This is a genomic window from Campylobacter sp. RM9334, from assembly GCF_020138145.1.
Classification (GTDB): Bacteria; Campylobacterota; Campylobacteria; order Campylobacterales; family Campylobacteraceae; genus Campylobacter_E.
Window position 1 is genome coordinate 1 of sequence record NZ_JACGAX010000035.1, and the last position, 10853, is coordinate 10853.

Genomic DNA, 10853 nt, shown 5'->3' on the forward strand with positions numbered 1-10853 from the left:
TAGCCATTAAATCTTAAATACATATAAGCTAACAAAAGCCCATTTATTCGCCTTTTACGGCATTTTATACTATGTGCTTTAGCTAGTAGGCGTTTATGCTTTTTCTTCTCATTTTTTCGCCTTTTGGTAATATGAGTTTATCGCTGTGTTATAATCTTCTTGAAAACTTTCAAAACTTACACTGCTAATTTGTCTTTCTAAGCTATCTACCACACCTAAAACAATATTAGATTTTTGAATTATTTCTTCCGTTAGGCTTAATTCGTGTATTTGTTTTTGTCTTCCTTGCCTTGTGTAATTTGTGGTTTCTAGCGTGTATGGTATAGGTTGTCCGTCCATTATTTCGCTCCATTCTTGTAGCTCATCATCAAAACTTACACGCCTTACACTTTTTTCGCCATTAAGCTCAATTGCTAAGAACTTACCGTTAAGCTCTTTAAAATCGCCTTTGAAGTCCTTGAAAGGTGTATAATATACTCTATCGCCTTGTAAAATTAGTGGTTCGTTTAAATCATCTTTTACGATAAATGAATGTAATATTTTTTCCATTGCTCTCTCCTTAAATTGCCATTAATAAAGCTTGTAAAGTTTGTGGATAAACTTTCTTATTATCTAAGTTATTCAACTCTAAAAATGCGTTAAATCTGTAATAAATCTTTACGAAGTTTCTTTCTAAATATTCTTTCGCTCTTGTGGTTTTTCCTTTTATTGCAATTTCATTTCTTTTTGCCGTATAGATAAATCTTTTATCGCTAACTTGTAGCATCTCATCACCATACTTTAGCACCTTATAACCGAATGCTTTTAAAAAGCCTTGATTATATTTGTAGATGTGTTTCATTGTTTTTCCTTAAATATCTTGGTGTAATGTTTATGAAGTTCTAAATACTCCGGATTATAAATATTTCTTTTAATCTCCTTTACTACTCCAACTATTAGGCCGGATTTTTCTAATACAATAAAAGGCATTGAATACTCGCATAATTGCTCCAATTCTTTATCTTTGTCCGGACAAGTAACATTAAGTTTATAAATATCCGTATCCTTTTTGCTGAATGTAAAAGGCTCAAGGCGTCTTATTTCTTTGTTATTACCTACTTGAATTACCACAAACTTATAAGCCATATCGTGCGTTATTTTGCTAATAGGCTCATAATAAATTGTATCATTAGGGCATAGTAGTGGTTGGTTTTCGCTGTCTCCCTCTGTAAGCTTAAAGCTCTTTAATTCTTTACTCATTGTTTTTCCTTTCTTGTTAATTTCATAAGTTAGTTTAATGCTAATTTATTTTAAAAAAATATTAGCATATAACTATTAATTTAAGCTTAAAGCCTTTAGCGTTTAGCTAATAATATTTTACTTTTAATTAGCTTTATGCTATTATTTGGCACTTGAAAGGATATAAAATGAATGAAACTATTACTAAAGATGAGTTTTTAAAGCTTATGAAGTTAGCTAATTTAAACAAAAAACAATTAGCTGAAATTAGTGGGATACCTTATGCAACGATTAATAATTGGGGTTATCGTGCTCCTTATCCTAGCTTTATTAAGTTTTTGCTAGAAAATCATATTAAAGCTAAAAAGTATGATGAAATTAAAAATAAAGTTTTAGAACTAGAAAGCGATAATGAAGCATAAGCTTATATGTCTTTTAAACGCTCATAAATGCCCCTAAAATCAAAAATCTTTTAAAGTCAATATAAATCCATTAATGTTTGTATTTTATCGCTTTGTAAGGATTGTGAATAATCTGCTAAGAATAAGCAACGGCTAAGCGTAAGCGTTAAAGCCGTTTGCTTTAAATCTTAATCTGCAATAGAATAAAAAAAATCCCTTTAGGGATTTTTTATTCTTGCAATAATATTACTGATTAAAAAAAGTGATAGCAAAAGATTAAAAAAAGTGTTAGCTAAGTGCTGTTTTATTAAAAAAAGTGATATGTAAAGCCAATTTTATTAAAAAAAGTGATAGCAAAAGATTAAAAAAAGTGATAGGTAAAAAAGAATTTGAATTCGGAATTAGCAAGGCGTTTATTTGCCTTGCTTTAAATTAGGATTATACTTGTAAGCTAGTTCTAAGTTTATGCCTAAGATTTTGTTTTGCTTTATATTTGGCTCTTTGTTTTCAACTAGTGCTAAAAGTTGTGTTATTATTAGCTCTTTACTTTTGGCTTTAATCTGCGTTAAGCTAGTGTTAGATACTTTGGCTATATTTTGATAACTTCTAAGCTTTGCTTTATGCCTTAGGTTTTTTGTAGCTACCGTGCTTATTATATAGCTTATAATAAAAGCTTTTAGTATTTTATGCTCTTTTACTAGTTCATTAAATAGCATTAAATGATAACTACCTTTTACCTCATCTTTTAGGATTTGGGTGGGAATGTTTTTATCATCAATAAGCCCTAAGCTTTTGTAATGCTTTAGTTTATTACAAATACTAGGCTCTGTAATATTTAGAACCTTTGAAATATAAGTCCCCTTTCTTATATTGCTAGATAACAAAAAGCTTAAAATCACTCCATCATTTAAGCCATATTTGTCTATTAATGAATAATGCACTCTGATAAATGTCTTAACTTGTTCGCTCATTTATTATCCTTTCTTTTTTTATTTGCTCTCTTATAGCTTTGTTTTGCTCTGCTCGTTTTTGTCTTTGCTCTTCTGCCTTTTCTTGCCTTTGCATTTGGTCTAAATTAGCTTTTAATTCATCAATTAAAACACTTACAATTAATTCTAAATGTTCGCTTGTGCTTGTCATTCCCATTTGTTCGGCTTTGTCTGATTGCTCTTTGGTTGGAGTGCATTTGATGTAAAATTCAAAATGTCTTTTACAAAAGTCTAATACCCTTAAACTCTCATTATCTGCTAGATTGCTTTTTAATGTTTCGTATCTGTTTGGGCTATCAATAGAGATGAAAAACCCATTTAGTAGATGAGGTAGGTCTATTCTTTCGCCGTATGTTGCTAGGATTGATTTATGACTTATAATAAGTTCTTTTTTAAGATTTGGTTCAAATATAAAAGCACTAAGCAAATAAAAAAAGCCCATTGATTGCACCCCACTATAATTTACAATAAAGGTTTTATCTTGGTTCATTATTTGTACTTGCTTTAAATAATCTTGATAATTACTTGCTTGTGCTTTTGATGTATGCTCGTTACTAGCGATGATTTGCTCTAGTTCTTGCATAATATACTTAGCGAATTCATATTCTAATATGTTTTTTTGTGCTGATGTAATGCAAAACATATTAGCCCCTTACCCTATATGTTCTACTGAATGAGTAAGTGTATTAATCTCTCTTACCCTTAAGCACTCGTTATCAATTTCTATCATTTGCACCTCATCGCTTTTAGGTGCATATCTGCTTTTATCTGTATATAAGACTAGCGTTTTACTCTCTGACTCTGTATAAATAAAGCTTACCCCATCGCTTTGAGCGTATGTGCCTAGGCTTTGTGATATGTGCGTTCTATTTGGCAATTCATCTTTTTTAAGATTTTGAATACTTCTATTAGCTTGAGATAATAACAAAATGCTTATATCTTGCTCTTTTACTAACTCTTTTAAGCTTTTAGCTATTTGTGTATGCATTTCATAGCTTTCGCCTTTGCCTTGCGAATTAATTAAATGGTCTTTAGTGTCAATTACAAAAAACTTATAGCCGTTTATAACTAAGCATTTAATGGCGTTTTTTAATTGTGTTAGCTCTGCAAGTTCGCTATTTTCTAGCACTAGAATATTTTTTATGTATTCATCTACATTATTAATTTTTGTTATTTCATCATTACTAAATCTTAATTCATTGCGTTGGTACTTATCAAGTCTTAAATAAGTAATTCCGGTCAAGTTTGCCATTATTCTACAAATTAGCTCTGCCTTATCCATTTCAAGGCTAATAAATACGCTTTTTACTCCTTGCTTTGCAAAATCGCTAATTAATTGAATAGCTAGGGTTGTCTTGCCTTTCCCACTTTCTCCACATAGAGTATAAAGGCATTTTGTCCTAAATCCACCACCTAAAGACTTATTAAGATAATTAAAATTAGTTTGTAGAACTTCTACATTATTGCGATTAGTCAAAAAGTCTTTAGATGTTATTAAAAGTTGTTTAGTGTCTATGCTAGGCGTGAGATTTTGCCCTAAATCATCTAATTTAGTTTTAAACTCATTTAAAAAACTTGGTGTTATATCGCTAGTGTATGCATTTAAAAACAAGTTTTTAGCACTATATGTAGCAACCTTTAGGCTATGCAAATGCTTTAAGCTCTCGTAAGTTTCTAGTGTTATTTTGTCTTTTCTAATTATGCTAATAATAGGCTTGATACTTTCATTTATTACTTCATTAATTTGACTTAAAGTTATACATAAATCATTTATACTTGGCTCACTTTTCCATTTGTATATATTTATAAGTTCATCGTGGGCTTGATTAATGGCAAGGTTCGTAAAATTATCAAAATCTTTTAACAAATTAGGATTTAGTATTTGAAAACTAAAAAGCGTTAATTCAATACTTATTATTTGATTTTCTAAGTTAATTTTATCTTTATCTTTATACTTTTTTTCTAATTCTTGCTTGATGTTGTCTAAAGATGTACTAGAATTTAAGCGTTTTAGAAAATCATCGGCAAGGGCTGTGATGTTTTGCATTATAGCCCCCTTAACATTGATAAAACACTTCTTATAACCCTTTCATCTCCTAGCTGTAAATTAGTAATAAGCATAATGATAGTTCTTAGCGTTTTCTTATCGCTTTTTAGCTTGTTATACATTTTACTAGGTAGATGAAACTTAAGCCCTTTTTTTATCATTTTAGGCGTTTGTATGTAGTGCTTATGCCCTAACATAAAAGCTTTGGTTCTTATTATTTTAATATTCGCCGATGAGGTGCCTGTCTTATAAAAAATACTTCTTGGAATATCGCCTAAGCAAATATTCCATAATGTCCTATAAGTTAATGCCCTTTTCATTCTTGCACCTTTCTAGCTTGAATTAGTGCCATTACCTCATCGCGTTAAAATAATTTCTTCTACTACTTCCTAGCTTATAGGCTTTTAATTCGCCGTTGATAATTCTTCTATGTATAGTAACTGGTGCAATTCCGAATAATTGGCATAAGTCTTTGGTGCCTAATAACTCCGGTAAATCTTTAATATAATCCATTCCTAACCCCTTTTCTAAATAATATTGATTTAATGCTTTTATTTTGTCTTGCTTTTTGTAGTGTTTTTTTAAGCTATAAATGTGCTTAAGTGCGTTTATTTCATCAAGTGGAATAAATACTAAGCTATGTCCTAGCTTGATGTAATTTAGCTCGTTGTTTCTCACAAATAGCCATAAGTTCTTTTTGGTAAGTCCCACGGCTTTCTCTGATTTGTGAATATTAAAAAATCGTTGTTTATAGTGCATAGTTGCCCCTTTAATAAATATCTAGCTTTTTAAAGCACCTTTGAACTTTGGAATATTTATGAAAGGGTGGTAAGATTTTTACGCTAGTTTTGGCAAAAATTAGCGTGGTTTTTACCACCTAAGCCTTAAGATAATTGCCGTTATCTTTTGGCTTTTTTCTTTCAACTTTTAAAAATTGTTTTTACATTGCTCTTACTCCTTTCATCTTTTTTTGAACTTTAGCTAACAAATAGTTGTTATTTGTATGACAAATAAGAAAAAAGAAACTTCATTGAATTTTTTTTATAGCCTTTTTTTCTTTTTCGTTGTAATTTTAATAAATTGGGAATTTTTATGCAAATTAGCGACCAATTAGGGACTAAATAAAAGCCTTAAATGATTATATGCCAATTTTTTTACCTATGGAAAAGAATGTAAAAGAATGTAAAAGAATGTAAAAGAAGTAGTTAATAAAAGTTAATAAGCAAAAAAAATCAATATAATTTTTATCAAAAAACTTATTTTTTTATCTAAAAAGTCAAATAAAACTACAAAAATATATTAAATTAGTTTAATTCCATAAATACAACTAAGTAGCAAAATATATAAGTTTGACCTAAATTATTAAAGATTTTAAGCATTTTGAATAAGAACAAGCAATTATTTAAATTATTTTAGCTTACTTTAAGCAATAAAAAAGATATAATCTACTTGTGATTTTTAATTTACCTCATCAAAATTATTAAAATCATCAAAAAAAATATTTTTGGGAACAATTTTGGGAACATTCAATTTTTAAGCCCTATTTTATAGGCTTTTTCAACTCCTACCTAGCGTACCACTTTATATTTTTTCGCTAATTATTTAAGTAGTATTTTTAACCATATTCATAAATGTTGTAGTTTTATTATTAAATGCCAATGGTATATTTTTTGGAATAATCACAAACAAAATTAGATATTGAAATTAAATAAGTATAAAAATTAAAATATAAAAACATAATTTTCTAGTAATATTTTACAATCAACTTAGATTTTATAATGCTAAAGTTTGAATTATTGTAATTATTTATATAAGAATATTGCATAGTAATCATTATTAGATATTTTGTGTATAAAACTTAATATTATTTTTTTAGAATTTAAATTAAGCGAAAGGAGATTTTTAATCTCCTTGATGATAATTTTTTTCTAATTCTATCTCTTCATCTTGAGTGTTGTTTTTAGCCCATTCACACATCGCATCTCTTAGCATTAAATACTTTTTCTTAGACAATTTTTCATTTTCACTTAATTCTCTATCTTCAAGTAATTTAATTTGAAAGAATGTATCATCTTTTTTTGAATACTTTAAAAAGAAATCAACATAATCAAAATAATCCTTATTGCTCTCATAGTTAATAATTTCTTCAATATAAATAGTAGGCCCAAAACCCATATGATTTTGACTAAAATTACCAAAACCTGCCGAATACTCCACCTTAAATGTCATTTGCTCTCCCCATATTTTAATAAAAACTCTTCATACGTGCCAACAAAATCAATAAGCTCACCATTGTTTAAATACCAAATTCTATTTGCATAAGAATTGATTAATTCCCTATCGTGGCTTATACAAATTGCTACTCCATCGTATTCATAAAGTGCTTCACCAAGAGAAATAATAGCTTCAAGGTCAAGATGGTTATTTGGCTCATCAAGTAAGATAAAATTACCCCTTTCAAGCATAATTTTACTCAACATCAACCTGTGCTTTTCACCACCGCTTAAATCTTTTGCCATTTTTTCTTGATCGGTTCCGCTAAAGAGCATTCTACCTAAGCATTTGCGAATTTCATCAATATCTTTATGTTTTTCGCTAATTAAATAGTCATATAGTTTCAAATTTTCACAAATTTTACTTGAGGTATCTTGTGGGAAGTAACTAGGTTCAATTGTAGCACCCATTTTTACCTCTCCATTATCAGGAGAAATTTCATTCATTATAATCTTTGCTAGTGTGCTTTTTCCAGCTCCACTTGCTCCAATTATTGCTATTTTATCGCCTTTATTTACTTTAAGATTTAAGTTTTTAAATAGTTGCTTATCATAAGCCTTACTTATATTGTTTAGCTCTAAAACTTCATTACCAATTTCTCTATTACATCTAAATAAAATTGATGGGTCACGCCTACTTGAAATCTCTATTTCGCTTACATCAAGTTTTGCTAAGTTTTTTGCACGACTTGTTGCTTGTCTTGCTTTAGAAGCATTTGCGCTAAAACGAGCTATAAATTTTTCTAAAGCTTCTTTTTCTTTTAAATTCTTAGCAAGACTTGCTTCTTTTTGTCTTTTAATAAGTGTGCTTTGCATATACCAATCATCATAATTTCCTGCAAATTCACGAATTTGTTTGAAATCTACATCAAGCATTCTTGTGCAAATACTATTTAAGAAAAATCTATCATGAGAAATTACAACCATTGTTCCATCGTGGCGTTTTAGTTCATTTTCTAGCCAATTAATAGCGTCTAAATCAAGGTTATTCGTAGGCTCATCTAAAAATAACACATCAGGTTTAGCAAATAATACCTGTGCGATTAGAACTTTAAATTTATCACTTGTTTGAACATTTTTCATAAGTTCATCATAATTATGAAGATTTAAAGAGCTTAATATTTTTTCACATCTAGTATCGTATTCATAATTTGGGTCTTCTTCTGCACAAATCATTTCAAGTTCGCTTAAGCGATTATTTATTTCATCGGTATAATCCGTGCAAGTTGCATATATATTTTCTTTTTCTTTTACTGCATTATAAAGTCTTTTGTTTCCATATAAAACTGCATCTTTTAAACTAAATTCTTCATACGCAAATTGATTTTGCTCTAACACGCCGTATCTTACGCCATTTTCAAAACTAACTTCTCCGCTAGTTGCTTCAAGTTCTCCTGCTATAATTTTTAAAAATGTTGATTTTCCAGCCCCGTTTGCACCGATAAGTCCATATTTTTCGCCTCTTTTTAAGCTTAAATTTACATTTTCAAATAATAATCCCGTAGGGTATCTCATAGTAAGAGATTTGATTTCTACCATTTTTTATCCTTTTTTTATATAATCGTTTCTTTAAAATTTACAAAAGGCTCTACAATCAATGAACTCATTTTTAAGTGAATTAATAATTTCTTTGCCTAGTGCTACTTTTATTTTAGAGATATTAGCACTTATTATTGCACTTTACTTTAAAAAATACAACATAATATCGGTATGTATTTTATTAATAAGTTCTAAAATGATTTATTTATTTTCAGCAAATTATCAAACCCATATTTATGTAAGTTTGTTTATGCCTTTTGCTTTTGCGCTTTTAGTATCTTTAAAAAAAGAGTATGATACTATAAAATGCTTATTACCTATTAGTTTTGTTTTTATTTTATACATAGTATTAGGTATATTTTTATCTCAAAATACTAGCTTTGCATTAAATTCTACTAATAAATTTTTATTTTCAAATTCTTTTATCACTGATTTAGGCTTAGTGTTTTTTCTAGTATTTTTAGTGTATTTATTGATATTAAGATTTTTTATATTTTTTGAAAAAACATTAATTTTTGCGTATATTGGAGCTTATTTTGAATTTATGTTTTTTAAAACTCTTGAAAAAACAGATGTTGGGTTTTTTGAATTTGCTTCTTTAATATTTTTAATTTCTATATTTCTTGAAGGGTATAAATTAGCATTTTTTGATGCTTTAACTCAAGTTTTAAATAGAAGAGCTTATGATAGAACTAGGCTTATTACTAATGATGTAATAGCGGTATGTGATATAGATTTTTTTAAAAAAGTTAATGATACTTATGGTCATGATGCTGGTGATTTTATATTAAAAAATGTAGCTAAGATATTAAAAGCTAATGTAGATAAAGTTTATAGATTTGGTGGAGAAGAATTTGTAATCGTATATAAAAATCAAGACTTTAAAAATTGTGTAACAAAATTAGATAATATAAGAGAAAATATAGAAAAAGAAATATTTAAATTTAATGAAAAAATTATAAAAGTTACTATTAGTATTGGAGTTGAAATGGTAGAAGATGATAAAATAAAAGCCTTTAAAAACGCTGATGCTAAGTTATATAAAGCAAAAAATTCAGGAAGAAATAGAGTAATATATGAGTAGTGAAAGTAAAAAAGCAACAATTCAAGAATATATAAAAGGCTGGGGGCCTGAATTAGAAATAGGTATTGATGTGGTTGATGAAGAACATAAAATGTTCTTTGAATTAATAGAGCAAGTATTTGAAGCAGCTAATAGTGGTTATAAAGAATTTGAATCTGTATTTCAAGTGGTTTTAAGTCATATTGCTTGGCATTTTAAAAATGAAGAAGATTATATGAAAAGTATGGCTATATATACAAAATATGTAGAAACCCACAGAGATATTCACTCGCAGTGTATATCACAATTAGGTAAGATGAGAGATGCAGTGTTAAAGCAAAATAGTGAAGATGATATGGTATATCAAAAAGAACTTGCAATTAACTTGGCTTATTTTGTTAAAAATTGGCTGATTTTTCATATAGTTGGAGAAGATTATAAAATAGCTAAACAAATTAAATTTATAGAAGCTGGTAATAGTCCTCAAAGAGCATTTGAGATGATAAATGAAAAGATGGATAAAAATATAGAAATTCTAACTATTACCTTATCAAATCTTTTAAAAATTTATGAGATTAGAAACGAGAAATTATTAGAAATTGAAGCAGATATTAAATCAAGTCTTAATAAAAAAGAAAAACAACTGCAAGAACAAATTCAAGAAAATAAGAAAAAATCAATTACAGATGAATTAACAGGATTGTTTAATAGACGACAGGCTATGTTTGTATTAAATAATATATGGAATGAATATCAAGACCCAACCTGTGCTATTATTCAATTAGATTTAGATAAGTTTAAAGAAGTTAATGATACTTATGGACACCATGCAGGAGATTTGGTTTTAAAACAATTTTCAAATGCTGTTAAATATTTTTTTGATACTAATGAATTATGTAATAAATATAAGTATAACGATAGAGATAGCATACACTTTTGCCGTTTAGGTGGTGATGAATTTTTAGTAATATTACAAAAATATTCTTTAGATGAAGCAGTAGCAATTGCAAATGCTTTACACGCAGTAGTAAATGGTATAGAAGTATTAGACGAACATAAAAAAGTGATTTGGAAAGGTAGCACAAGTATTGGTGTAGCTTGTAGAAATGCTGATAATAGAGATTTTGAATCAGTATTAAAAGCTGCTGATGCTTATTTATATAAAGCAAAAGAAGATGGTAGAAATTGCGTTCGCTCTATGTTACACGAGATAGGGGGGGGGTATTTCTAGCAGAGTATTTATGAATTAAATACCGCTAGTAGAATTTAAAATTAAGAATTTAGAATGATTTTTTAAATTCTTAATTTTTTTTAAAAAATTTT

The 10853-nt window shown here is 28.2% G+C and carries 13 protein-coding genes; 3 read left to right on the forward strand and 10 right to left on the reverse strand.

Annotated elements, in window-relative coordinates; translation table 11 throughout:
• Positions 1–108: 108 nt before the first annotated feature.
• Genes AVBRAN9334_RS09820 through AVBRAN9334_RS09830 form a run of 3 tightly spaced genes read right to left on the reverse strand, consistent with a single transcriptional unit; the run spans position 109 to position 1239 of the window.
• Positions 109–549, reverse strand: a complete 441-nt coding sequence (locus tag AVBRAN9334_RS09820) for a hypothetical protein (protein WP_336607708.1) — start codon at positions 547–549, stop codon at positions 109–111.
• Positions 550–559: 10 nt separating this feature from the next.
• Positions 560–841 (reverse strand): hypothetical protein, encoded by a 282-nt coding sequence (locus tag AVBRAN9334_RS09825; protein WP_336607709.1) that lies wholly within the window; start codon positions 839–841, stop codon positions 560–562.
• Entirely contained in the window at positions 838–1239 is a 402-nt protein-coding gene (locus AVBRAN9334_RS09830; protein ID WP_336607710.1) for a hypothetical protein, read from the reverse strand. The genes AVBRAN9334_RS09825 and AVBRAN9334_RS09830 overlap by 4 nt, the downstream gene beginning before the upstream one ends.
• A 167-nt stretch (positions 1240–1406) precedes the next feature.
• Between AVBRAN9334_RS09830 and AVBRAN9334_RS09835 the strand changes: the two genes are divergently transcribed.
• Positions 1407–1640: an XRE family transcriptional regulator gene (locus tag AVBRAN9334_RS09835; protein ID WP_336607711.1), complete on the forward strand. Its 234-nt coding sequence runs from the start codon at positions 1407–1409 to the stop codon at positions 1638–1640.
• Between the two features lie 392 nt (positions 1641–2032).
• Here AVBRAN9334_RS09835 and AVBRAN9334_RS09840 read toward each other — a convergent pair whose 3' ends face one another.
• From AVBRAN9334_RS09840 to AVBRAN9334_RS09870, 7 genes are all read right to left on the reverse strand, one after another.
• The gene (locus AVBRAN9334_RS09840; protein WP_336607712.1) at positions 2033–2590 is read right to left on the reverse strand and encodes a hypothetical protein; all 558 of its coding nucleotides are present in this window, start codon (positions 2588–2590) and stop codon (positions 2033–2035) included.
• Positions 2574–3251 carry a hypothetical protein gene (locus tag AVBRAN9334_RS09845; protein WP_336607713.1) on the reverse strand — a complete coding sequence of 226 codons (678 nt, stop codon included), beginning with the start codon at positions 3249–3251 and terminating at the stop codon, positions 2574–2576. Before AVBRAN9334_RS09845 ends, AVBRAN9334_RS09840 begins: the two co-directional genes overlap by 17 nt.
• Before the next feature lie 9 nt (positions 3252–3260).
• Positions 3261–4655, reverse strand: coding sequence for a DnaB-like helicase C-terminal domain-containing protein (locus tag AVBRAN9334_RS09850; RefSeq protein ID WP_336607714.1), 1395 nt, complete (start codon positions 4653–4655; stop codon positions 3261–3263).
• Positions 4655–4975 (reverse strand): hypothetical protein, encoded by a 321-nt coding sequence (locus AVBRAN9334_RS09855; protein ID WP_336607715.1) that lies wholly within the window; start codon positions 4973–4975, stop codon positions 4655–4657. The genes AVBRAN9334_RS09850 and AVBRAN9334_RS09855 overlap by 1 nt, the downstream gene beginning before the upstream one ends.
• 31 nt (positions 4976–5006) lie before the next feature.
• Entirely contained in the window at positions 5007–5414 is a 408-nt protein-coding gene (locus AVBRAN9334_RS09860; protein ID WP_336607716.1) for a helix-turn-helix domain-containing protein, read from the reverse strand.
• A gap of 1143 nt (positions 5415–6557) precedes the next feature.
• A complete protein-coding gene (locus AVBRAN9334_RS09865; protein ID WP_214117415.1) occupies positions 6558–6884 on the reverse strand; it encodes a hypothetical protein in 327 nt (108 codons plus the stop codon).
• Positions 6881–8467 (reverse strand): ABC-F family ATP-binding cassette domain-containing protein, encoded by a 1587-nt coding sequence (locus AVBRAN9334_RS09870; protein ID WP_214117414.1) that lies wholly within the window; start codon positions 8465–8467, stop codon positions 6881–6883. Before AVBRAN9334_RS09870 ends, AVBRAN9334_RS09865 begins: the two co-directional genes overlap by 4 nt.
• A 58-nt stretch (positions 8468–8525) precedes the next feature.
• Between AVBRAN9334_RS09870 and AVBRAN9334_RS09875 the strand changes: the two genes are divergently transcribed.
• Both AVBRAN9334_RS09875 and AVBRAN9334_RS09880 read left to right on the forward strand, forming a co-directional pair.
• On the forward strand, positions 8526–9551 hold the full coding sequence (locus tag AVBRAN9334_RS09875; protein WP_214117413.1) for a GGDEF domain-containing protein: 1026 nt from the start codon (positions 8526–8528) through the stop codon (positions 9549–9551).
• Positions 9544–10761 carry a GGDEF domain-containing protein gene (locus AVBRAN9334_RS09880; RefSeq protein WP_214117412.1) on the forward strand — a complete coding sequence of 406 codons (1218 nt, stop codon included), beginning with the start codon at positions 9544–9546 and terminating at the stop codon, positions 10759–10761. The genes AVBRAN9334_RS09875 and AVBRAN9334_RS09880 overlap by 8 nt, the downstream gene beginning before the upstream one ends.
• Positions 10762–10853 lie beyond the last annotated feature (92 nt).

Coding starts and splice junctions, on each gene's coding strand:
- AVBRAN9334_RS09820 (WP_336607708.1), bottom strand. CDS start 549: ATGGAAAAAATATTACATTCATTTATCGTAAAAGATGATTTAAACGAA.
- AVBRAN9334_RS09825 (WP_336607709.1), bottom strand. CDS start 841: ATGAAACACATCTACAAATATAATCAAGGCTTTTTAAAAGCATTCGGT.
- AVBRAN9334_RS09830 (WP_336607710.1), bottom strand. CDS start 1,239: ATGAGTAAAGAATTAAAGAGCTTTAAGCTTACAGAGGGAGACAGCGAA.
- AVBRAN9334_RS09835 (WP_336607711.1), top strand. CDS start 1,407: ATGAATGAAACTATTACTAAAGATGAGTTTTTAAAGCTTATGAAGTTA.
- AVBRAN9334_RS09840 (WP_336607712.1), bottom strand. CDS start 2,590: ATGAGCGAACAAGTTAAGACATTTATCAGAGTGCATTATTCATTAATA.
- AVBRAN9334_RS09845 (WP_336607713.1), bottom strand. CDS start 3,251: ATGTTTTGCATTACATCAGCACAAAAAAACATATTAGAATATGAATTC.
- AVBRAN9334_RS09850 (WP_336607714.1), bottom strand. CDS start 4,655: ATGCAAAACATCACAGCCCTTGCCGATGATTTTCTAAAACGCTTAAAT.
- AVBRAN9334_RS09855 (WP_336607715.1), bottom strand. CDS start 4,975: ATGAAAAGGGCATTAACTTATAGGACATTATGGAATATTTGCTTAGGC.
- AVBRAN9334_RS09860 (WP_336607716.1), bottom strand. CDS start 5,414: ATGCACTATAAACAACGATTTTTTAATATTCACAAATCAGAGAAAGCC.
- AVBRAN9334_RS09865 (WP_214117415.1), bottom strand. CDS start 6,884: ATGACATTTAAGGTGGAGTATTCGGCAGGTTTTGGTAATTTTAGTCAA.
- AVBRAN9334_RS09870 (WP_214117414.1), bottom strand. CDS start 8,467: ATGGTAGAAATCAAATCTCTTACTATGAGATACCCTACGGGATTATTA.
- AVBRAN9334_RS09875 (WP_214117413.1), top strand. CDS start 8,526: ATGAACTCATTTTTAAGTGAATTAATAATTTCTTTGCCTAGTGCTACT.
- AVBRAN9334_RS09880 (WP_214117412.1), top strand. CDS start 9,544: ATGAGTAGTGAAAGTAAAAAAGCAACAATTCAAGAATATATAAAAGGC.